Raw genomic sequence first — 21,170 nt, forward strand, 5'->3', positions numbered from 1 at the left:
CGTTGTCGTGATATGATAAACGTAGAAATGAATAACGTTTTTATTCGACTGAGGCTGAAAATAATAATAGCACTTCAGCTTTTTTATTACTGAGGCAATAAAAAAGCTTCTGCTCTTAAAAACTTCTTGTTTAAAGCGACAGGAATTTCATAAAGAAGAAGACCGGTGCAGCAACAGGTGAACCTGACAGAATCAGATGTTCGAAGGAGGCAGAATGGTGAAAATTATTTCTCTGAATACAGGACGGCCGCAGCATGTAATCTGGGGTGGAGTGGAATTACATACGTCGATCGTCAAACACGCAGAAAACAGGCCGCTCTATTTGTCGAAAACAAACCTTGGCAGTGACGGTCAGGCAGATCTTGTGCATCATGGCGGCGAAGACAAGGCCGTTTGTGTTTACGCGGCAGAACATTATTCCTATTGGGAAAAAGTACTAGGAATTAATCTGCCGGAAGCAGCTTTCGGAGAAAATTTTACGGTTGAGGGAATGACAGAGGAAACAATCTGTATTGGAGATATATTTCAAGTCGGGGAGGCGGTAGTGGAGGTTTCTCAGCCGAGGCAGCCATGTCATAAGCTTGGAGGAAGGTTTGGAGAGAGGAAACTGCCGGTTCTCGTAAAAGAAACCGGCTGGAGCGGTTATTACCTGCGTGTATTGAAAGAAGGATGGATAAAACCCGGGGAAGAGATGATCCGTATAAAAGATGGGCAAAAGGGAATTACGATTATCAGGGCTAATAACGTCATGTACAAAGATACGTCGAACGAAGAAGCTTTGAAAGAAGTCCTATCGGAGCCTGCACTTGCAGATGCCTGGCGCGGACCGCTTCAGAAACGGCTGCAGAAATTTTAAGCAGGGAGTCATGGAAACGATAGCGCCCCTTTATCATTTATCAACTTATTTTCGAGGTATATAAATTGAACTTAATATTTATAAAAATAGAGTGTATGACCTTGAAAGCGGTCTTCCCTATCGAAAGAAAAAAGGATGTTATCATTTTTAACAGCCGACCATATTTGCAGGAAGAACAGAAATGGCGAACAGGCAGCTAGAAAGGATATGGGGCGACTCCGAGGCGAATAAGGACGAGCTCCACCCCTGCCGAGCGCAGGGAGGAAGGGATCAGCTGAGGCCGGCCCGCCCGGAAAGCGTCCTCATGGAAACGATAGCGGCTGGTTACAGAAGTGGAGACAAATTATTAAGTTCAACATATATAGCCCATATATTCTATGTAATGGAGTACGGAAAGGATGCAAAAATGAAGATTGAAATTATTTACGAAGACAATCATATTATTGTTGTAGAAAAGCCGGTGAATATTCCAGTTCAGGAAGACCGGACCGGAGATCTGGATCTTCTTAGTGCGGTAAAAGAAGATATTAAAATCCGCTACAATAAGCCGGGAAATGTTTATCTTGGACTCATTCATCGGCTCGACCGGCCGGTTGGGGGAGTGATGGTATTTGCAAAAACGTCAAAAGCAGCCTCCAGACTTTCAGATGCGGTAAGGCGTCATGCTTTTGATAAAGAATATGCAGCTGTGGTGCGTGGAAAGCCGGTTTATCCGCGCAGCCGTCTTGAAGATTTTCTTGTGAAGGACAAGCAGGAAAACCAGGTGTATGTTACAGAGGAGGGAGTGGAAGGAGCAAAAAAAGCCATTCTGGAATATGAACTTCTGGCATCATCTGGAGATCTGAGTCTGCTATCTGTCAATCTTTTAACAGGCAGGCCTCACCAGATAAGAGTCCAGCTGGCGAATATAGGGTTCCCGATTTTTGGTGATCAGAAATACGGAAGCTCCGTAAATAAGCCGGGACAGCAGATAGCACTCTGGGCGGGACAGCTTGGGTTTCAGCATCCAGTAAAAAAAGAACCGGTTTCATTCAAATCCTTTCCTCCAAAAGAAGAGCCTTGGAAACAGTTTTCAGCCTATTTGAAATAAAGAAAAGGGGCAGCTCACGGTCTGGCTGCCCCTTTTCTTTAGACATCTTTTTTTATTTGAGCTACGGTTTCTTCCACTTCCTCGCGGCTCATTTTTTCACGGCCGCTGCGGAGAGCTTTTAACGTCTTTTTTGCGAGAGCGAGAGGGACGCGGCAGAAGAGAATGATGGATTTCGTGTGGAGATCCTTCATATACTCATCACCGAGTTCAAGATTTCGTTCAGCGTATTCGAACGTATCTTCAAGTGTCCATCCTTCCGGAATGAAGGAAACGCCGCGTTCGCGGTCTTCTTCGACGTTTCTGAGAATATTCACCGTCTGCAGGCCGCGTCCGTACCCAATGGCAAGGTCGCGGTCTGTTTTCGTACCGTCATGCCATTCCCAAATATCTGAAAGCATCACTCCTACGAGACCGGCGACGTAATAGGTGTAGTCGTCAAGGTCTTCTTTCGTCTGGATATTCCACTCGTTTTCTGCCCAATAAGCCATACCTTCTGCCATCGTACTTGTAAATTCCTTCACTTTATAAACGTAATTTTCAGGACAGGTATCGAGCCAGTCCCCAAGGCGCAGCGCGACTTCGGGCAGCAGGGAAGCATACGGTGCCGTCAGGTTTTCATAAGCCTGCTGGTCAAACGTTCCTTCCAGCATTTGGCTTGTTTCCCGGAGGAGCAGTGCTTTTGCTTTGGAAGGAAGGGTTTCACTATCTTCGATTTCATCGATGGCCCGCATACATAGATAAGCGGAGGCGACAGTCTTTTTAAGTGTCGGATTCAGCAGCGTTATCGGAATGTAAAACGTTCTGCTTGTATCCTTCAGCATTTTCATTGCTTCTTTTTGCTGCTGTTTTTCGGTCTGCACGTAAAAACGCCTCCTTAATTTCTCGAATCGTTCTATTCAGCCTGTTTTACCGGCCGGATTTCAATAATAACTTACAGTGAAAGGAAGTATTGCCAAAAGGCGGTTAAAAGCATTTGAATTTCGTTTTCCGTGCGCTGCTCAAAGGTGGAGAACCCGGATAAATACAACGGAAGAAAACGGAAATAAAAAGCTTTCTTTATTAATTTCAGTCCTGCACCTTAAATTTTCTGCCATATGTTCACTTCCTTAGTATATCGAAAAAGCAGCCTTATTTCTATTAAACATAAAAAATTATTTCCCATGGTGAAGTAATTAATATTATGTGAAATTAATCACAAATGCTTGTACTCCTATAACAAAGGGAATATAATAAGTGTAGATTTAAAAATGTTAAAATTTTGAAAGGAGTGAATTTTTATGAAAGCAGCTGTCTGGTACAAAGCAAAGGATCTTCGGGTGGAGCAGGCGGAGGAACCATCTGTTAAAGGGGAACACGATGTGAAGGTTAAAGTAAAGTGGTGCGGCATATGTGGAAGTGATCTTCACGAATACCTTGCAGGTCCGATTTTCATTCCGGAAGGCAGCCCTCATCCAATCAGCGGTCAGCAGGCTCCGATCATTATGGGACATGAATTTGCAGGGGAAGTAACGGAAGTGGGCTCAAAAGTTACAAAAGTCAAAGCGGGGGACCGTGTAGCAATTGAACCGATACTGGCTCCGAATGAAAACGGCAGATATACAGACGAAAAGTATAACTTAACAGATCTGCTCGGCTTTCACGGATTGTCCGGCGGGGGCGGCGGCTTCTCGGAATTTACAGTTGTCGGAGAACATATGGTGCATATTATTCCGGAAGAACTTTCTTTCGAGCAGGGGGCGCTTGTGGAACCGGCAGCAGTAGGCCTTCACGCCGTGCGTCAAAGCTCTTTGAAAGCTGGGGATACGGCAGCGGTATTCGGCGCTGGACCGATTGGGCTGATGGTGATCGATGCGCTGAAAGCAGCCGGAGCTTCAAAAATATATGCGGTGGAAGTATCTGAATCACGGCAGAAAAAAGCAGAAAATCTCGGAGCGGTAGTAATTAACGCCTCTTCTGACGATGCTGTCAAAGTAATCCAGGATGAAATAGGCGGAGTGGATGTGGCTTTTGAAGTAACCGGGATTCCGAAAGTGTTGAATCAGGCGGTTCACAGCACACATTCAGGTGGAGAAACAGTGATTGTGAGTATCTGGGAAGGGGAAGCATCTCTGCAGCCGAATGATATTGTCATTAAAGAAAGAACGGTAAAAGGCATTATTGCCTACCGCCATATCTATCCGGCAGTTATGGAGCTGATGAAACAGGGACATTTCCAGGCGGATATGATGGTGACGGACAAAATTAGGCTCGATGAAGTGGTGGATAAAGGGTTCGAAGTGCTGTCCACCGATAAAAGTCAGGTGAAAATTCTCGTCTCTCCGGAATAGCAGAAATAATTCAGCTTTTGGCCGATCCACAAAAAGGATCAGGCAGGAAACATAATTAAAGGCCGTCTCAAAAAATTTGAGCGGCCTTCTTTCCTGCTTAAGAGAAAGTTCTTGTTTTATTTTCTCTTATTGTTCCAGTGCCTCACTCCACTGAATGAACTGATGTTCAAGCTCTTCGCGTTGAATAAAGCGGGCACCGCGCCATCTTTCTTTTCCTTCTATAAAAAGGAGGACGGCTGGAGCGGTCAGCACTTCAAAACGGGAAGCTGCTTCGGGCAGTTCATCCGCAGAAACAGAGGCAGAACGAATATGCGGATAATTTTCCAGCAATCTCTCCAGCTGGGGTTTAAGGCTTTGACAGACAGAACATTTACTTCGTGATATATAAACAAGTGTCATCGGATGTTCAGTTAAGAATTTTTCCGTTTCTTCCATGTTTTGCATTGGTATCATATTAAAATCCCTCTTTAATGTATTATTTATAATTAATATACCATGCAGGGTATATTAAAGCAACTAAAGGTTCACGTTTTAAAAAGTCTGAAAAAAGGAAAAGTAATATATTATACTTATAAAGGAGGGTACACGATGGCTTTCGTAATTACGAGTCCCTGCCAGGGAGAAAAAGCCGGCGAATGTGTGGATGTCTGCCCTGTCGATTGTATAGAAGAAGGAAAAGACCAGTATTATATTGATCCTGACATATGTATCGACTGTGGAGCCTGCGTCGTCGTTTGTCCGGTGGATGCTATTCTCGATGAACACGAGCTGGCTCCGGAAGATGAAGTTTATCTTAAGAAAGCAGAGGAATTTTTTCAGGAAAAGTAAGTGAGGAGGCATATCGTGAAGCTGCATATAACGGAAGAAGCTGTGAAATGGTTTCAAAATGAAGTGGAAGTCGACGAAGGAGATACAATCAAATTTTTTGCAAAATACGGAGGGTCCAGTCCTATCCAAAGCGGCTTCTCGATAGGTTTTGAACCGAATGAATCTCCGATCACGACCGGAGTAAGTACAGAAATTAAAGGGATAACTTTTTATGTAGAGGAAGCAGATCTCTGGTATTTTGACGGCAATGACCTGACTGTTGCCTACGATGACGATTCCGGAGAAATTGTGTTTGAATACGATAACCCGAACGAAGAGAAACAGAAGGAAAAAAAGAAAGAAAAAAAGAAGAAGTAATAAAAACCCCCGGCCGGAATGTTCCCGGCCGGGGGGGTTTTTGTTGAAAAGCTAAATTAAACTCTTTTGTAAATAAATGTATAATAATCCGCTTCGACCGGCCGTCGAGGAGATTTCCTTGTGCGCCTGTGTCCTGCAGGGTTTTCCAATCTTCTTCTACGGACAAGTTACCGCTTCGTTTGGACTTTTCAATACAGAAGAAAGCCGTGGTTTGAATCAAGAAGGTACAAAGGTAGAACTCAGTGCCAGGGAAAGACGCCTGTGGAAGGCGCAAAAACCCTCACGGACGTCAGGATAGCGGCAGACACTCCAAAAACAACACGGAGCTTTATCAGAGCCACTCACGAAGGATCGCTGCACGATGATGGATGAAAATGACTTTCTATTAGGAAAGGAACTTCCTCTCTATACAGATGGAAGATGTTCAAAAGAGGATTATTTTTATGAGAAGGCAGCTCCTGCTCTATCTTTTTTACCGTAAGCTGGAGGGCACATGGGGCGACTCCGGGGCGATGAAGGACGAGCCGAAGATCCATCCCGCACGACCATAGGGAGGACGGGATTAGCTGAGGCCGGCCCGCCCGGAAAGCGTCCCCATGGAAACGATAGCGCACGTTCATCACTTCTATACTTTATTTTCAAGGCAGCTTATTGAAAAGGTCTGTTAACCGTTGACGACCTTACCGCCGTTTACGTGGATAACCTGGCCCGAGACGAACGAAGAGTCGTGCGAAGCGAGGTAAATATAAGCTGGAGCAAGTTCAGCCGGCTGCCCCGGTCGTCCCATCGGGCTTGATGTTCCGAACTTTTCCACCTGCTCTTTTGGGAACGAGGCTGGAATGAGCGGCGTCCATATCGGTCCCGGAGCAACGCCGTTGACGCGGATCCCTTTGGAAGCAAGGTTTTCTGAAAGGGAACGGGTAAGTGCGACGAGAGCTCCTTTTGTAGCCGAATAATCCATCAGTACCGGCATTCCCTGGTAGGCAACAATGGATACGGAATTGACGATGGAACTGCCCGGCTCCAGGTGATCGAGAGCGGCTTTGGTCATATGAAAAGCGCCGAATATGTTTGTCTGGAAAGTGCGTTCCATTTGGTCTTTGGAAATGTCGCGTAAATCTTCCGCGTAATGCTGTTCTGCGGCATTATTAATGAGGCAGTCGAGTCTGCCGAAATGATCAACCGTTTGAGCAACAATTTTTTTGCAAGTATCTTCATCCCCGATGTCACCATCAATAATGATGCATTCGACACCTTTTTCTTCTACGAGCGCTTTCGTCGTTTCCGCATCTTCATGCTCATTTTTATAGGAAATCACGACTTTTGCGCCTTCTTTCGCTGCTGCAATGGAAACGGCACGGCCGATGCCGCTGTCTCCGCCTGTAATAAGTACGACTTGATTTTCGAGTTTGCCGCTCCCGCGGTAATCCGGATCATCATAAACCGGACTCGGTGTCATTTCTGTATCTTCCACTCCAGGCTGCTGGCGCTGAGTCTGCTGAGGCTGGCCTTCTGTCTGCAATTTTTTTATATCTTCGTATTTCATTTTATCCCTCCTAAGTGTCTTGTGGTTAGTATTGCCAATTTCCTGAAAAAATAAACAATCAAAAAGTCGTTTAACGTCGGTTTAATATGGTAATAGGGTTTATATAACACACTTAACAATACAAAAGGAGATGTCATAATGCGCGAATATTCCGTAAGACCTAATAAAGATGTAACAGCATGGATGGTAAAAATTGAAGATGTAGCACCTGAAACTTCATTTGATCAGAAAGATGAAGCTATTGCACATGCAGAAGAAATGGCTAAAGATCACAGCCCAAGCCGTCTGCATATTTATAACAACAAGATGGAAGTGGAAGAAACGAGAAACTTCGAATAATTGTTCATTAGTACCATACCGGTAAAAGACCGCCCTTTATAAGTCCTGATAATGGATGATGGGCGGTTTTTTACTGTTTCCTGAAATGGTTATAAGCAGGAAATAACACAGTTTTGTCGAATAATACTACAATACTTACTTTGCAGTTCAGGAGAGTGATCATATGGAAAAAGAAAATGTGCTCGTGTGTGTATCCTATCCCGAAAGTGCGGCCCAGCTGATTGCCAGGGGAATGACGGAAAAAAAGGCCTTCCGTGGAGAATGTATTGTATTACACGTGTATGATCCGGAAGGGGAAGGAAGTGATTTGAAGGCGCAGGAAAAGCGTGATGAAATACAGCGCTGTGCTGATCAGCATAAAGCTTTGATGATTTTTCAGCCGATGGAAAATGGAAAGAAATTAGGAGAGATCATTGGAGAAGTTGCCCGTGCCCATGATGTCCGTCATGTGATTATCGGACAGGCTTTCCGCAGCCGCTGGGATTTATTAATTCATGGATCACTCGTTAATGAGCTTTTCCATGAACTGGACGAAGTAGACGTGACAATATATAAAATCAGAAAAGATGCATCGGCTTCTGAAGCAATGTATGACCGTGGAGTTGCCGGTTACTTATATAAAGACGACGGGAAATATAAAGTAGCTCTCTCCGAACCGGACATTGACTCCTACGCAGGGACTTTTTATCAGCACCTGCACACCGACTTTATGACAGGGCTGTATAAAGCGAAAATTGGAAATCATCCTCTCGTCGTGCATGTTACACAAAAAGAAGTGGATGACAAATACAACGAGGAACTGGACAATCTTCTGGGGGATACTATTTAAGGAGGAGACGCTATGTGCGGACGTTTTACGCTGACTGCTACGTTGGACGAAGTAAAACAGGCGCTTGAGGCTGATATTCTGAAAACAGAACAGATTGATCCGAACTACAATATCGCTCCGTCCATGGAAGTACTTGTATTAATTTCTGACGGTTCCCGAAAGCGTTTAGGGTCTTTAACGTGGGGATTTACGCCGCTGTGGATCGGAGGAAAGCGTCTGATCAATGCGAGAGCGGAATCTCTCTACAGTAAGCCGACTTTCAAAAAGGCAGTTAAAACGAGGCGGTGCCTGATCCCTGCCACCGGCTTTTATGAGTGGAAAAACACAGAGGATGGAAAAAAGCCATATTTTATTTACCATAAGTCCAATGAGCTGCTCGCATTTGCCGGTCTCTGGCAGAAGGAAGTGGATGATTCCTGGTCCTGTACGATAGTGACAACGGAAGCAAGTAAAGACATGGAAGGGCTTCATCACCGTATGCCACTTTTTCTGGAAGGAGAAGCAAGAAAAGAGTGGCTGGATCCGCAGCAGGAGGATGTAAGACACCTGCTCGTCCCTCCGCCGCCGTCCGACAGACTAACTATGTATCCCATTTCTACCCGCGTGAATCGTCCCAGGGAAAATGACGCTGACTTATTAAAACCGGCAGCTGATTAAAAACCTGAAAGGCGGCATGACAAATTTTGTCATGCCGCCTTCTGCGTTCCCGACTCAGTTTTGGAGCTGGGGCTGTAAACACATTCCGGAGGAGAGCTGCATAAAAAATATCGTCTCGGACCGGCAGTTTCTGTCCGGAGGAACTTTTAAGTTCAACTGGTTTTCTGGCATTCTTCACAATAATAAAGCCGGCGGGAGGCAGCCTGTATTTTTAGGACAGGGGTTCCGCAGATGCGGCAGCTTTCTCCTTCTCTGCCAAAAACCCAGTGCCGGTATTGGTTTCTTGACTTTCCCTGCTTTCTGAGCTTTTCGGCCAGTGTTAAGTCGTTGGTAATACCGTTGTGACTGTAAGACTGTTTCATTAAATTTACAGTCGCTTCCGAGGCTTTTTTCAGCTTTTTCTCAGAGGTGTCAACTGGTCTTGCGGACGGATTTATTCCCGCGCTGAATAAAATTTCGCTGCGCAGGTAGTTGCCGATTCCAGCTGCAAATCCCTGATCGAGAAGAAGGGAAGCCCATTTTCTGCGGAAGAAGCGTTTCTCCTGAAATCGATCGTAAAGCATGCCGGGTGTTACTTTTTCGCTTAAAATATCCGGTCCGACTTTGACGATGAAAGGGTGATCCCGAACTTCCTCATCGGGCAGGACTTCGATTTCGGAAGCGCTGTAAAGGAGCGCTGACTTTTTTTCATTATGAATGGCGAAGCGGAGCTGTCTGTTCGTTTTCGGGTAATTGTATGCGCTGCGGATGATCCATTTGCCGTAAAGCTGGTTATGTGAATAAACGGTGTAGCCGTTATCGAAACGGGTGAGCATCGCTTTTCCTTTCGTATCAACTCCCGTGACAACAGCTCCGCGGAGGACGTCTTCATAGCCCTCGAGGCGTTCCAGTCCGAAATGAACATCCAGAGCGGGACGCCCCTTCACTGCTTTTTCCACTTGATCAGCTGCTTTTCTTATTTCCGGGCCTTCAGGCATGAAGCACTCCTCCTCTCTCACTTGAACATCTGCCATGATGATAGCCGGTGAGGCGGGAGAAAGCAACTTTTATGCACCGATCAGAAGTCGGATACCGCCGATCAGAGCGAGAGCTAAAATAATATAGTTAAACCAGCTCTGAGGAATTTTCTGCAGTGTTTTAATACCAATCACAGTTCCGGCAAGAATAGCGGGAATCATCCACGCATTTAATGTAAGCGTAGAAGTGGTGATCAGTCCCAGCGAAGTATAGAGAGGGACTTTGATCAGATTGACAGCAAGGAAAAACCAGGCTCCTGTGCCGATAAAGGAGTGTTTCGGCAGTCCGGCTGCAAGCAGAAAAATAGCCATAACAGGACCGGCTGCGTTACCGACCATCGTTGAAAAGCCGGCGAGGGTCCCGATAACGACGGTAAATAATGTGGAACGGTTTTCTGCACTGGCACGCCTGGAAAAGAAGCTGTTCCAAACCTGAAGCAGAGCCATCGCGGCAATGATAATGCCGAGTGAGATCTCAATCGGCCGGTTTACTTCTACAAAGAAAAGAAAAATAAAACCAATGACGAGGCCGCCGCTCACCCAGGGAATGAGGCGTATCAGCGTTGCCCAGTCGGCGTTTCGTCTGTAGTAGAGCACGGCAACGATATCCGCCGTAATCAGCATAGGAAGAACGATTCCGATAGATTCACGAACAGGGAAAACAGACGCCATAACGGCCACTACAAAAATGCCGAGAGTGGGAAGGCCGGTTTTGGAAATGCCGATCAAAACGGCACAGGCGGTAACAATAAGCAGAGCAGTAAGGGATAAGTCCATTGAGAAACCTCCATCGATTCACAGATACTGCCTATTGTACCTGAACAGGTTGGAAAAAGAAAAAGGAGCGGAACTATTCTCAAAGACACTCAAATAAAACAGAGACACTTATACAGGGGCGCTGCACCATGATGGATTTAAACAGCCTTCTGCTGGAATGAAGCTTCCCCTTCTCAACACTGAAATCGGTCATGACAGGATTTGTCATGACCGATTCGGTTTATATGTGCGCTTAATTTAAAATGGATCATCCGGAAATCTTCAGTGCCCCCGTTAATTATATGTTGAAAATACTTCCTGAATGTCATCATATGACTGCTTTAGCCTTTCTTCATATTCCGGAAGATCCCATGCTTCCCAAATGTAGGAGGCAGGGGAGGGAAATGAAGCAGCAGGCTCACCGCTGCGAGTCAATTCCGCTGTTACACCGATTCCTTCAATCATCAGCGAATCTTCGAGCCCCTCGGTCCAGAGGCTGCCCATAAATTCCTTCTGACTGGGATCTTTTGCATTCAAGAGCATCCAGGGAATCCGGACTTCAATAAGGTTGTTTTCTTCATGAAATACGTAGTCATTTAACGAATCGTAGGCGTCGTGCTCCGGATCAGCGATTCCTTCCTGGAAAACACCTGTTTCGTAATATTCAAACGGGAGGGTTTCCCCTGTGTCAGGACGCACCATTTCTTTATTTAATGCCAGACGGATCGGGTGGAAGACGTCTTCTTTTTCGTCGAAATCCTGCTGTACTGTCTCGAGCATGTCGAGTCGTTCTGCATAGTCATAGAAAAACGTATCGTAATCACCTGCTACGGTCATACGTCCTTCCGATTCCTGCAGAGAAAGCTGGAAGTCAGCAGGGAAGCCGTCAACATCGACACCCTGATCCGGCCGGACGCTTAAATAAAAGTCCAGCGTATCGCCGGCTTCAAATTCTCCTTCGGCTTTCAAATATAAATAGCGTTCATCGTGTTCGGCAGAAATGGATTGAAGCGGCGAATCTCCTTCATGAAGGACTGTTTCGTCTGTCCAGTCGTCTTCTCCATTGATGCGTATTTTATGACGGTCAAAGCTGAGCAGACCGAACTGCTGCTCGTTTGTCTGGGCGTTGGACCAGAACGGACGACGGTCAGGATTATCATATTCCATCGTATTCCATGTACGTTTAAACCATTCATCCTGCCACGTAAAGATGAAGCCCCCAAGCATATCTTCTTCCATAATTACGTCAAAAAGATAGGAGACGATATCTCCCTGCTCCTGCTCAGAAATAAAACCCTGATCCCAGCCGAAGGGGTTGCTGTGTGTTTTGCCCCGGGAGGCTGGAATGCCGAATTCTGCAATTAAAACCGGGATGTCATGGGATTCATGTAGATCGTGCAGGTAACCGGCATAATTGCTTGGATTTCCGAGGTGGTCTTCAAAAGTAAGGTAATCTTCTTCCAGGTTCAAAAAGTCCGGATAGTAAGGATAGACATGATAGGAAGCAAAGGTGCCGACGTGTTCTGCTTCATTTTTTAAATGAATATGATTTGGGTCGACCGTCGCTGTATCCTCCTGGTCGGACGGTTCCGCAGGCTGATCGAGATTGTCTGTCGTAACCCAGTTGGTGAAGCTCAGCGGGCGCATGGTGCTGTATGTTTCTTTTTCATAGGCAAATAATGTATCAAATTGTTCGGCCAGCCAGTATTCCATTGGAGCGGCATTTTCAGTATAAATATAATCACCTTCGTATTCGCCGAGGTCCGGATACTTATTCAGCATATTGTCGACCATCTCCGGATGCCATTCAATTCCGAGAATCCAGCCGTTTACATAAGGAGATATGTCCGCTGTATAACTTCCGTGGGCATGACCGGGCTTTTCTTCGACTTCCGCATTCCCGTGAACCGCATCAGCGACTCTTTTCATTTCTGCCTGAAACGTTTCCGTTATTTCGGGGGTGAAGGCATCGAGCGTTTCTTCCAGCGGTATTTCTTCGATCCATACACCGTGGTAAAGGTAAAGCGGTTCTTCTGCCTGTTCATTATAAGCTAAAAATTCCTCGTAAAATTCCGGGGGCTGAAGCGTGTAGTTCCGAATCGAATTTGCGTTCATTTCGCCTATTTGTTCAAACCAGCGTCGGTATTCCTCTCTGGAGATGCCTGCGTCCCCGGGAAAAGTCGCCGGCTTCGCCATACCGAGATTCACGCCTTTAAGGGGGATCGTTTCCCAGCCGTTTTCTGTATATACTTCCCACTCGTCCCCTTGAATCCGTGAGTTATAGGAAAGGCCGTCTTCTTCTGTCTGATAAATTTCTGCTTTGCCAAAACTTCCTGAACTCATCAGCCAGGTAAAAGCAGCGCCTGCCGAAGCAATGATAATAATAATAATGAAGGACAGTTTTTTCATTTATTTCTCCCTTTAAAACAATGTGATATGTAACTGGTATATGACTTGCTTAAAACAGCTTCCATTACCCGGATCATGAATATTGTGTCCACTATTGACTCATGGGGGTGCTGGGAATAAAACAGGTAGATAGGATTATAAAAGAAACTTCCTACAGCTGTAACAGGAGATACGATATCCATTATAAGGGCAGTTTTCAAAATATGTAAGTCTAAATAGTGAACATATTAATAACAAGTGTCCAGCTGCCCAATGATATCGGGATTAAAAAAGACTAGGGACACAATGCGCGATCGTTCAGGTTACGTTTCTTTTTTTGAAGACTTGATAAATTGATTTAGTTTAAAACCGCCTGCGCTCCTCTGTTTATCTGAAAAATAATTAGTATGCATAGAAAGAAATATATTTATTCTATTCCTTGTATTTTCTACTTCGCTTACAGGCTGAAGACGAGCCCCGCGGAAAGCGTCCGTCTGAAGTGGAAATCATTCCCCGTATTCGGAACTCCCTTTCTTACAGCGGCTTATGAAAAGTTCAATTTATACATATAGAAAAGTCTCGTATCATTACAGATGCCTCTGGGTCATCCGTTCTCAATTGATAAGAATTTGTCATTTTTAAGGAAAGAGAACACGAAGACATTCATTTATATATGATATGATCAGGAAAGAATTAGGGGGTATTGGAATGGGTATGAAATCTTGTAAAAGTCGAAATTCCGTTCAGGTGTATGGAGCAGGAGAAAAAGTGCTGATGCTGGCTCACGGATTTGGGACGGACCAGCAGGTGTGGCATCGCTTAGTTCCTGAGCTGAAAAAAAATTACACAGTAATTACTTTCGATTATACTGGAGCGGGTCTGTCGGACGCAGCCGCTTATGATGAAAAAAGATATTCAACAATCAACGGCTATGCCCAGGATATTGTAGAGATACTGGATGAAATGAAAATAAAAAAAATCCACTATATTGGTCACTCTGTCAGCGGGATGATCGGGGCAGAAGCTGCCATGAAGCGTCCTGACTTGTTTGCATCGTTAATAATGATAGGTCCCTCGGCGCACTACTTAAACGACGGTTCGTATCACGGAGGGTTTGAACAGAATGAGATAAACGCCTTAATGGAAATGATGGAAAGAAACTACAAAGAATGGGCAAAAACACTGGCTGCTGCAGCGATGGGGCGGGAATCTGAGGACGAACAGACGGCTGATTTTGAACATAGGCTGACGCGGAATGATGCCCTTATTACCCGTCAGTTTGCCCAGGTGACGTTTCAGCTGGACTATAGAGATTACATAAAACACGTGGATGTGCCTGTTACAATTCTGCAGGCACAGGAAGACGTGATAGCCCCCGTAGAAGCGGGCAGATACATCCATGAGCAGATTGAAGGCAGCCGATTTGTCCTTCTTGAGGCCAAAGGACACAATCCCCATTTGATAAATCCAGAGGAAATCACTACGCAGGTGCACGAACATGTTGAGGCAGTTGAGGAAGTATAATGGATAAAAAACTCGATTATGCCCCATGCGGCTATATAGTATTTACGAGAGAGGGCCGTATTGAAGAAACGAATGAGACGATGTGCGACATTCTTTCTTCAACAAAAACTGAGATAAATGGGGAACATCTCAACAACATTCTTACAAAAGCTTCTAAAATTTATTTTCAAACGTATTTTACTCCGCTGCTGATGATGCATACGAAAGTCAATGAAATGTATTTAACTTTTGTTACGTCTGAAGGAGAAGAAACACCTGCTCTCATTAATGCTCAGGTAAGAGACGATATGGTGGAGTGCGCGGTTCTTCAGATGAAAATACGTGAGGAATACGAACAGCAGATGCTTTTTGATAAAAGAAACGCAGAAAGGATTCTGGAAGAGACCGATAAGGCTTACAGACAGCTGCAGGGGCTGCTTCAGGAATTTGAACAAAAACGATGGGAGCTGACGATGCTCAATGGAGAACTCGAACAGCTTTCCATTACCGATTCGTTAACAGGTCTGTACAATCGCCGGTACATGGAAAACCGGATAGACGATCTGCTGGAAAAAGCCCGGGAAGATACTGTGCCTTTTGGCGTCATTATGATCGATATTGATCTTTTTAAAGTTGTTAACGACCGGTTTGGGCACCAGGCGGGAGATGAAGTACTTAAAGAGCTGGCACAGGTTTTGGAAGGTGGAGTCCGAAGTGATGATATCGTCGGGAGGCTCGGAGGAGAAGAGTTTTTAATTCTTCTTGGTTCCGCAGGGGAAAAGGAAGCGGTGGAAACCGGGAAGCGTCTCTGCCAGCTGGCTGCTGATAAAGTATGGGAATCGACAGCGGTTACGGTCAGTGTCGGAGTGAGCGTTTATGCAGAAGGAGATACGCAGCGGGAACTCCTGGAAAGGGCGGATCAGGCTCTGTACAAATCGAAAGCAGATGGAAGAAACCGCTCCACGTATCATGGCCATATATGCTGACGAAACTGAAAAAAGCAGAATGTTCCGCTCAGCTTAACGGGAAACATTGCAGGGATCAGAAAGACTGGATAAAATCGTGCATAATAAAACGTCCCGATAATAATTCATCGGGACGTTTTTCGGGGTTTTCAAAGAAAAAATATGCCGATCCGTTATCAGGGTGTTGAAGCATATTCCATCAAACACGTTTCTGTGCCGGACTGTTTACAAATGCTTTATGACTTTGGCGGGGGAACCAGCTGATACGGTCCGTGCCGGAACATCTTTTGTGACTACTGCTCCGGAAGCTATTACCGCGCCATCGCCAATGGTTACACCTGGATTGATTACCGCTCTGCCGCCGATCCATACGTCATCGCCGATTGTTACAGGCAGCGCATACTCCAGGCCTCCGGCTCGTTCTTCCGGATCAAGAGGGTGGGCAGCAGTATATATGTGCACGCCGGGAGCGAGCATGCAGCGGTCTCCGATGATTATCGGTGCCGGGTCCAGCAGCGTACAGTCAAAATTGGCGTAAAAGCTGTTTCCAACGTGGATGTTGTAACCGTAATCGACACGGAAGGTGGATTCCACATAAATATTACTGCCTGTGGAACCGAGAATTTCTCTCAGTATTTCCGCCCGGTCTATTTCGTGCTCTTCATGAAGGTCGTTAAACTGGCGGATCATTCTTCTTGCTATGTAACGATCACGCACGAGCTCTTCGTCCTGTGCATTATACAGGGCGCTGTCAATCATTTTTTCACGTTCTGTCATTGTACTCTCTCCTTTCAAACACTTCTCCCTAGCTTATCAGAATCCCATACGTTATGATACGGAAGACGAACGTAAACGAGGTGAATAGAATGATTGAAAAAATGCACCGCTGGCTTGAAGAAAACGAAGAAAAATTACGGGAGCGCGGCTTTCACCACGACCGTGAAGGAAGCTTTCCGACAGAGAATTTCACAGCTCTCCAAGAAGCCGGCTACCCGGGGATAACCGTTCCTGAAAAATATGGGGGTATGGGGGCATCCCTTACGGAGTTTTTAAAACTGCAGCAGCGCCTGGCATCAGCAGACGGTGCGACAGCTCTTTCATTTGGATGGCATGCAGGAATGATCAAGCATGTCGATACGTACGACTTATGGGAAGGGGATTTATTTGAATTTCTTTGCCGGGAAGCGGTGAAGAAAGAGGCATTGTTTAACGTAGCAGCTACGGAAAGAGCCACAGGCAGTCCTACCCGCGGCGGAAAACCGCAGACGACCGCTGTGAAACAAAAAGGAAAGTGGGTACTTAATGGAAGAAAAGCTTTCACAAGCATGCTGCCTGTACTTGAGTACGCTGCGGTTACCGCTGTAGTGGAAGATACAGAGGAAATTTCCCAGTTTTTCGTACCGATGAATGAAGAGGGAATCAGCATGGAAGAAACGTGGGACTCTGTAGCAATGAGGGGGACCGGCAGTCATGATCTCGTTCTTGAAAATGTGAAAATCCCGCTTCAGAACCGGATCGTACCTAAACAGCAGCAGGTCGAACCGGTAACGGGCTGGCTGCTTCATATTCCAGCCTGTTACCTCGGTATTGCGGAAGCGGCTTTTGATTATGCTGCTCATTTCAGCACGACTTATTCGCCGAACAGTTTGGACGGTACCATTTCTGAAGTTTCCCACGTGCGCAGGAAACTGGGTGAATTGGAACTGCTTTACCGGCAGAACGAAGGAATGCTCTACTACACAGCTGACCTTTGGGAAAGAGCTTCACCGGAGGAGAGAAGCGGCATGAAATCGCAGCTCGCTGCGGTAAAGCATACAGTAACGAACAACGGGATTGAAATGGTCGATTTAGCGATGAGAATCACGGGAGCAAGAAGCCTTTCTGCAGACAATCCACTCCAGCGCTATTACCGGGACATACGGGCGGGCCTCCATAATCCGCCGATGGACGATGCGGTAATTGCAATGCTTGCAGACGAGGCAGCGAAACGAAAGCGTTTTTCTGAATGAAACAAAGCGGGGATGCTGTTCGAAAAAAATCAGCGGAAGGTCAATAAAAAAGCTGAGTCAATCAAAAAGGATGCCCTCCGGTTGGAGAGCATCCTTTTTATGCGTTATAAGTTTTCGAAAAAGACACGCAGAACATCGGCGCCGCCGATCATCGTACCGATCGTACTGCCGATATTGGAAAAAATGACAACGAGTAAAATTCTTGTCACTTTGTTGTTCCAAAACCCTTTCATCGTCTGTACATCATCGGAAAGCAGTTCCAGGTCTCCAACATGGGGCCTGCGGATGTAAGCCTGAACCATACCGGAAAACCAGCCTGCTGCCATCAATGGATTAAGCGAGCTGATAGGAGCAATGATGAAGGCTGTCAGCACCGCCAGCGGATGACCGAATGCAATCGCGGCACCAATTGCCGCAAATGAACCGTTCCACAGCAGCCAGCTGATCATCTGTTCGGTACCGGCAGCCGGATTGTTAATGAACGTATAGGCAATGATAGATAAAATAAGCAGTGGGATAGCCCAGCCGATCAGTTTCGGTATTTTTGATTTAGGAGGTACTGACGTTAATTCATCGAGATTCTGTTCGTTATGAATTTCTTTAAGAATCCCCGGTACATGTGCGGCTCCGAGGACAGCGACTATCTTTTTCTCGGGTGCATCCTTAATCTTCTGTGCCAGATACTGATCCCGCTCATCAATAAGAGGAGCTTTCAGTCCAGGAAAGGCTTTGGAAAATTCATGCATGGCTGCATTCAGAGTATCCTGCTGTTTCATCCTCTCCATGTCCGCTTCCGAAACTTTTTCCTGAAAGATAATACCGGCGAAAACGGAAGTAATCAGTTTCCCTTTTCCTCTAAAGCCGAGATTTCCCCATATACGGGAAAAGGTTGTCTGAATATTACGGTCAGCCAGGACAAGATCTGCCCCTGTTTCTTCCGCAGACTGCACACCTTGAATCATTTCCTGTCCAGGCTTGATGCCGAACTGTTTGGCCATACGGTTCTGAAAAGAAGAAATAGCCAGATTCATAAAAAGGAGGGTGGTTTTCTTTTCCCGGATCACTTTGAAAATGTCCATGCTTCTCCAGCGTTCACTGTCCATTACGGACTGGTAGCGCTGTTCATCAAGCTCTACACAAACCGTATCCGGACGTTCTTCTTCGATAACCTGTTTCACCTGTTCCGCGCTCTGCTTGGACACGTGGGCGGTACCGATTAATATGATATCTTTTCCGTTAACTGTAATTCGGGTAATTGTTTCTTCACTCATGGATGACGTTTCCCTCATTTCGCAATGCGTTTCTCTTAATTATAGTGAATGAAACACGAGTATTTTTCAACTGCTGTTTTCTATCATAGCAGATGAAGAGAGGAATCGGAAAAAGAAAAGGTAATTAGAATCAGGCGCAGGCAGATTCTGTTTTACTGAATGGATTTTCATTCTCCTGAATCAATGTCCGTACGCTTTTTTTCAGCGCTCAAGGGCGGCTGCAGCACCCCATACGGCTATGGTTGTCACAGAGCTTCTTTGATTGCCCCCGGCAAGCTTAGTTGTGACAGTTCACGCACAATTGTCAGAAGAAGAAGCAGCCTTCGTCCCGGAATGATAAAATTATCTTAAGAACTTACAAAACCAGAAAGTCTGATAAAAGGGATATGATGATTTCATACGTATGACATGCTGAACTTATTTAAATGAGAGCGCTGTTAAAGCTCCTGATCTGTATTTTTACTGTGTGCTGTAGAGGACATGGGGCGACTCCGGGGCGAATAAGGTCGAGTCGAAGATCCATCCCGCCCGACCAGAGGGAGAAAGGGATTAGCTGAGGCCGGCCCGCCCGGAAAGCGTCCCCATGGAAACGAAAGCGCACGTTTATCGATTCTATACTTTATTTTCAAGGCAGCATTATATGAAGGAAAGGCTGATTGTAAAGAACGAAAAGAAAAGGAGGTCCGGCTTATGAAAAAGTGGTTAGCAGGAAGTGGAATATTTTTACTGATCAGCGGATGTGCAGGAACGAATGAAGAAACAGAAGATAATGAAGGATCAGAGGGAACTCAAAAACAGGAGAATTCAGAAGCGGCGGAGGACATGGTGGAAATAGAAGAGAGCGGTATCGAATCGATCAGCCACATCCACGGGTTGGAATTTGACCGTGAGAATCCGGATATTTTATATGCAGCAACTCATCATGGAGTAGTACTCATCACAGAAGACGGTGTATGGAATCAGCCGGCAGAAGCAGAACATCAGCACGATTTAATGGGTTTTGCAGTTAGTGAAAGCAATCGAATGGTTTCAAGCGGTCACCCGAGCCATGATTCTGATCTCGGCAATCCTCTCGGTTTTATGGAAAGCAGTGACAGGGGTGAAACGTGGGAGCAGATTTCTCTCCAGGGGGAAGTGGATTTTCACTTGTTTAACGTGAACCAAAGCGATCCGGATACAATTTACGGTATAGATGGAATGGGGAACGGAATGATGAAAAGTGAGGACGGTGGAGAGACATGGGAAATTCCAGAACTCGACGGTCTTGATGTAGAATACCCGGATATTTATGCTCTCCTATCTGACCCTGAAAATCCTGAAAGGGTGCTGATTGGTGCAAGCACAGGAATTTATGTATCGGAAGACGGTGGAGAAGCGTGGGAAGCGGTGAAAAAAGACGGTACGATCACAAGCGCAGCAGCTGCGGACGGTAAATTATATGGTTATTTGCTTGAAGAACAGGGTTCTTATCTGGCAGTGAGCAATGATTTTGGAGAAACGTGGGAACAAAAAAATCTTTCCTTTGAAGAAGATGCCGCCCTGCACCTTGCCATCCACCCTGAAGATTCGGAAATAATTGCTGTGGCTACTGGAGAAGGGGATCTTTTATTAACGAGAAATGATGGAGAATCCTGGGAAACGCTTGCAGAAGCTGGAGAACGACAGTAATCAATTATTGACAATTTTCCGTTAATTTATCCTGTTTTTCCTTTGAAAAAGTGGTAAAATTAACACAGCAGGGAAGGGGCGTACGCAATGAAGATCTGGCTTCGGAAATTTACGATAATTATGTTGACTGTGCTCACACTCGGGGCCTACGTCCCGCCGGTTTACGGAGAAGCAGAGAGCGATAATGATGAGGAATTCCCGGACGCGGGTAAGCAGGGAACTGCCGGAAGCGCGTTTGATAATATTGAAGACAGTTCAATAGAAGAATCGGAAGAAGACATAGAAGATCTCTGGTCGATGGATGCATATATTGATGAGATGACTCTGCAGGCCCGGGAACAGATGATGTCCAAACTGGGACCGAAAATTGTGAACCGGGTGGAAGATGACATTCTTGAAGATATCCTTCCGCAGATTGAGGACGTCATTTCCCACGTATATGAACAGTCAGGCGAAGAAACGGTGCCGAACTTTACGATTACCGAACATCCTTCCACAGGCTACGGAGAGAAAATTTTTCATATATACGATGAAGATGCAGAAACCGATATCGTCCGCTTTCACGTTCGCCGGGACATGAAACCGAAGCAGGGGTATTTCTTCAACTTTCATTATCACCTGAAAGATGACGGGTTTGAAGAACATCATTCCATCGGTGATATTTACTGGGACAAAAATACGCCTCCTAAATGGATGGCTCATTAACAAAAAGCACCTCTGCACTCAGGGGGTGCTTTTTGATTACTTTGAGGCTTTTCCGGAAAG

At 45.7% G+C, this 21,170-nt stretch carries 21 protein-coding genes; 13 read left to right on the forward strand and 8 right to left on the reverse strand.

Features of this window, described 5'->3' with window-relative positions; genetic code table 11:
• Window positions 1-214 precede the first annotated feature (214 nt).
• Window positions 215-856, forward strand: a complete 642-nt coding sequence (locus FTX54_RS04765) for an MOSC domain-containing protein (RefSeq protein WP_246125584.1) — start codon at window positions 215-217, stop codon at window positions 854-856.
• A 181-nt stretch (window positions 857-1,037) separates the two neighbouring features.
• Window positions 1,038-1,946, forward strand: coding sequence for an RluA family pseudouridine synthase (locus tag FTX54_RS04770; RefSeq protein ID WP_338485509.1), 909 nt, complete (start codon window positions 1,038-1,040; stop codon window positions 1,944-1,946).
• A 38-nt stretch (window positions 1,947-1,984) separates the two neighbouring features.
• Here the strand turns inward: FTX54_RS04770 and FTX54_RS04775 are convergent, their stop codons facing one another.
• Window positions 1,985-2,806 (reverse strand): squalene/phytoene synthase family protein, encoded by an 822-nt coding sequence (locus FTX54_RS04775; protein ID WP_246125583.1) that lies wholly within the window; start codon window positions 2,804-2,806, stop codon window positions 1,985-1,987.
• Between the two features lie 417 nt (window positions 2,807-3,223).
• On the opposite strand from FTX54_RS04775, the gene FTX54_RS04780 reads away from it, so the two are divergent.
• Window positions 3,224-4,273: a 2,3-butanediol dehydrogenase gene (locus FTX54_RS04780; RefSeq protein WP_147803203.1), complete on the forward strand. Its 1,050-nt coding sequence runs from the start codon at window positions 3,224-3,226 to the stop codon at window positions 4,271-4,273.
• Between the two features lie 126 nt (window positions 4,274-4,399).
• Here FTX54_RS04780 and FTX54_RS04785 read toward each other — a convergent pair whose 3' ends face one another.
• Entirely contained in the window at window positions 4,400-4,726 is a 327-nt protein-coding gene (locus FTX54_RS04785; RefSeq protein ID WP_147803202.1) for a thioredoxin family protein, read from the reverse strand.
• 135 nt (window positions 4,727-4,861) lie between these two features.
• Between FTX54_RS04785 and FTX54_RS04790 the strand changes: the two genes are divergently transcribed.
• Together FTX54_RS04790 and FTX54_RS04795 are read left to right on the forward strand one after the other, a co-directional pair.
• Window positions 4,862-5,101, forward strand: coding sequence for an indolepyruvate ferredoxin oxidoreductase subunit alpha (locus FTX54_RS04790; protein WP_147803201.1), 240 nt, complete (start codon window positions 4,862-4,864; stop codon window positions 5,099-5,101).
• 15 nt (window positions 5,102-5,116) lie between these two features.
• The gene (locus FTX54_RS04795) at window positions 5,117-5,458 is read left to right on the forward strand and encodes a HesB/YadR/YfhF family protein (RefSeq protein WP_147803200.1); all 342 of its coding nucleotides are present in this window, start codon (window positions 5,117-5,119) and stop codon (window positions 5,456-5,458) included.
• Window positions 5,459-6,122: 664 nt separating this feature from the next.
• On the opposite strand, the gene FTX54_RS04800 is transcribed toward FTX54_RS04795, so the two are convergent.
• On the reverse strand, window positions 6,123-7,004 hold the full coding sequence (locus FTX54_RS04800) for an SDR family oxidoreductase (protein ID WP_147803199.1): 882 nt from the start codon (window positions 7,002-7,004) through the stop codon (window positions 6,123-6,125).
• 138 nt (window positions 7,005-7,142) lie between these two features.
• Between FTX54_RS04800 and FTX54_RS04805 the strand changes: the two genes are divergently transcribed.
• From FTX54_RS04805 to FTX54_RS04815, 3 genes are all read left to right on the forward strand, one after another.
• Window positions 7,143-7,343 (forward strand): DUF2188 domain-containing protein, encoded by a 201-nt coding sequence (locus FTX54_RS04805; protein ID WP_147803198.1) that lies wholly within the window; start codon window positions 7,143-7,145, stop codon window positions 7,341-7,343.
• Window positions 7,344-7,506: 163 nt separating this feature from the next.
• Window positions 7,507-8,172: a hypothetical protein gene (locus FTX54_RS04810; RefSeq protein WP_147803197.1), complete on the forward strand. Its 666-nt coding sequence runs from the start codon at window positions 7,507-7,509 to the stop codon at window positions 8,170-8,172.
• Window positions 8,173-8,184: 12 nt separating this feature from the next.
• A complete protein-coding gene (locus FTX54_RS04815; RefSeq protein ID WP_147803196.1) occupies window positions 8,185-8,829 on the forward strand; it encodes an SOS response-associated peptidase in 645 nt (214 codons plus the stop codon).
• A gap of 152 nt (window positions 8,830-8,981) precedes the next feature.
• Here FTX54_RS04815 and nei read toward each other — a convergent pair whose 3' ends face one another.
• The 3 genes from nei to FTX54_RS04830 form a co-directional block, all read right to left on the reverse strand.
• A complete protein-coding gene (gene nei / locus FTX54_RS04820) occupies window positions 8,982-9,806 on the reverse strand; it encodes an endonuclease VIII (protein ID WP_147803195.1) in 825 nt (274 codons plus the stop codon).
• 69 nt (window positions 9,807-9,875) lie between these two features.
• Window positions 9,876-10,622: a sulfite exporter TauE/SafE family protein gene (locus FTX54_RS04825; protein WP_147803194.1), complete on the reverse strand. Its 747-nt coding sequence runs from the start codon at window positions 10,620-10,622 to the stop codon at window positions 9,876-9,878.
• A gap of 273 nt (window positions 10,623-10,895) precedes the next feature.
• Window positions 10,896-13,010: a hypothetical protein gene (locus tag FTX54_RS04830; protein ID WP_246125582.1), complete on the reverse strand. Its 2,115-nt coding sequence runs from the start codon at window positions 13,008-13,010 to the stop codon at window positions 10,896-10,898.
• Window positions 13,011-13,697: 687 nt separating this feature from the next.
• Here FTX54_RS04830 and FTX54_RS04835 point away from each other — a divergent pair.
• Both FTX54_RS04835 and FTX54_RS04840 read left to right on the forward strand, forming a co-directional pair.
• Window positions 13,698-14,513: an alpha/beta fold hydrolase gene (locus FTX54_RS04835; RefSeq protein ID WP_147803193.1), complete on the forward strand. Its 816-nt coding sequence runs from the start codon at window positions 13,698-13,700 to the stop codon at window positions 14,511-14,513.
• Complete coding sequence (locus FTX54_RS04840) at window positions 14,513-15,478, forward strand: sensor domain-containing diguanylate cyclase (RefSeq protein WP_147803192.1); 966 nt, start codon at window positions 14,513-14,515, stop codon at window positions 15,476-15,478. Before FTX54_RS04835 ends, FTX54_RS04840 begins: the two co-directional genes overlap by 1 nt.
• A gap of 204 nt (window positions 15,479-15,682) precedes the next feature.
• Here FTX54_RS04840 and FTX54_RS04845 read toward each other — a convergent pair whose 3' ends face one another.
• Window positions 15,683-16,234: a sugar O-acetyltransferase gene (locus tag FTX54_RS04845; RefSeq protein ID WP_147803191.1), complete on the reverse strand. Its 552-nt coding sequence runs from the start codon at window positions 16,232-16,234 to the stop codon at window positions 15,683-15,685.
• A gap of 89 nt (window positions 16,235-16,323) precedes the next feature.
• On the opposite strand from FTX54_RS04845, the gene FTX54_RS04850 reads away from it, so the two are divergent.
• On the forward strand, window positions 16,324-17,466 hold the full coding sequence (locus FTX54_RS04850; RefSeq protein ID WP_246125581.1) for an acyl-CoA dehydrogenase family protein: 1,143 nt from the start codon (window positions 16,324-16,326) through the stop codon (window positions 17,464-17,466).
• Window positions 17,467-17,570: 104 nt separating this feature from the next.
• On the opposite strand, the gene FTX54_RS04855 is transcribed toward FTX54_RS04850, so the two are convergent.
• Window positions 17,571-18,737, reverse strand: coding sequence for a TraB/GumN family protein (locus tag FTX54_RS04855; protein ID WP_147803189.1), 1,167 nt, complete (start codon window positions 18,735-18,737; stop codon window positions 17,571-17,573).
• A gap of 690 nt (window positions 18,738-19,427) precedes the next feature.
• On the opposite strand from FTX54_RS04855, the gene FTX54_RS04860 reads away from it, so the two are divergent.
• Together FTX54_RS04860 and FTX54_RS04865 are read left to right on the forward strand one after the other, a co-directional pair.
• The gene (locus FTX54_RS04860) at window positions 19,428-20,405 is read left to right on the forward strand and encodes a F510_1955 family glycosylhydrolase (RefSeq protein ID WP_147803188.1); all 978 of its coding nucleotides are present in this window, start codon (window positions 19,428-19,430) and stop codon (window positions 20,403-20,405) included.
• Between the two features lie 87 nt (window positions 20,406-20,492).
• Window positions 20,493-21,110, forward strand: a complete 618-nt coding sequence (locus tag FTX54_RS04865; protein WP_147803187.1) for a YpjP family protein — start codon at window positions 20,493-20,495, stop codon at window positions 21,108-21,110.
• Window positions 21,111-21,170: the final 60 nt, after the last annotated feature.

This window comes from Alkalicoccus halolimnae (genome assembly GCF_008014775.2).
Taxonomy (GTDB): domain Bacteria; phylum Bacillota; class Bacilli; order Bacillales; family Salisediminibacteriaceae; genus Alkalicoccus; species Alkalicoccus halolimnae.

Excerpts from the sequence above, each read along its gene's own strand:
- FTX54_RS04770 (WP_338485509.1), top strand. The coding sequence starts at position 1,038 with ATGGCGAACAGGCAGCTAGAAAGGATATGGGGCGACTCCGAGGCGAAT.
- FTX54_RS04830 (WP_246125582.1), bottom strand. The coding sequence starts at position 13,010 with ATGAAAAAACTGTCCTTCATTATTATTATTATCATTGCTTCGGCAGGC.
- FTX54_RS04860 (WP_147803188.1), top strand. The coding sequence starts at position 19,428 with ATGAAAAAGTGGTTAGCAGGAAGTGGAATATTTTTACTGATCAGCGGA.
- FTX54_RS04780 (WP_147803203.1), top strand. The coding sequence starts at position 3,224 with ATGAAAGCAGCTGTCTGGTACAAAGCAAAGGATCTTCGGGTGGAGCAG.
- nei (WP_147803195.1), bottom strand. The coding sequence starts at position 9,806 with ATGCCTGAAGGCCCGGAAATAAGAAAAGCAGCTGATCAAGTGGAAAAA.
- FTX54_RS04865 (WP_147803187.1), top strand. The coding sequence starts at position 20,493 with ATGAAGATCTGGCTTCGGAAATTTACGATAATTATGTTGACTGTGCTC.
- FTX54_RS04810 (WP_147803197.1), top strand. The coding sequence starts at position 7,507 with ATGGAAAAAGAAAATGTGCTCGTGTGTGTATCCTATCCCGAAAGTGCG.
- FTX54_RS04845 (WP_147803191.1), bottom strand. The coding sequence starts at position 16,234 with ATGACAGAACGTGAAAAAATGATTGACAGCGCCCTGTATAATGCACAG.
- FTX54_RS04815 (WP_147803196.1), top strand. The coding sequence starts at position 8,185 with ATGTGCGGACGTTTTACGCTGACTGCTACGTTGGACGAAGTAAAACAG.
- FTX54_RS04855 (WP_147803189.1), bottom strand. The coding sequence starts at position 18,737 with ATGAGTGAAGAAACAATTACCCGAATTACAGTTAACGGAAAAGATATC.
- FTX54_RS04800 (WP_147803199.1), bottom strand. The coding sequence starts at position 7,004 with ATGAAATACGAAGATATAAAAAAATTGCAGACAGAAGGCCAGCCTCAG.
- FTX54_RS04790 (WP_147803201.1), top strand. The coding sequence starts at position 4,862 with ATGGCTTTCGTAATTACGAGTCCCTGCCAGGGAGAAAAAGCCGGCGAA.
- FTX54_RS04765 (WP_246125584.1), top strand. The coding sequence starts at position 215 with ATGGTGAAAATTATTTCTCTGAATACAGGACGGCCGCAGCATGTAATC.
- FTX54_RS04805 (WP_147803198.1), top strand. The coding sequence starts at position 7,143 with ATGCGCGAATATTCCGTAAGACCTAATAAAGATGTAACAGCATGGATG.
- FTX54_RS04825 (WP_147803194.1), bottom strand. The coding sequence starts at position 10,622 with ATGGACTTATCCCTTACTGCTCTGCTTATTGTTACCGCCTGTGCCGTT.
- FTX54_RS04835 (WP_147803193.1), top strand. The coding sequence starts at position 13,698 with ATGGGTATGAAATCTTGTAAAAGTCGAAATTCCGTTCAGGTGTATGGA.
- FTX54_RS04840 (WP_147803192.1), top strand. The coding sequence starts at position 14,513 with ATGGATAAAAAACTCGATTATGCCCCATGCGGCTATATAGTATTTACG.
- FTX54_RS04785 (WP_147803202.1), bottom strand. The coding sequence starts at position 4,726 with ATGATACCAATGCAAAACATGGAAGAAACGGAAAAATTCTTAACTGAA.
- FTX54_RS04850 (WP_246125581.1), top strand. The coding sequence starts at position 16,324 with ATGATTGAAAAAATGCACCGCTGGCTTGAAGAAAACGAAGAAAAATTA.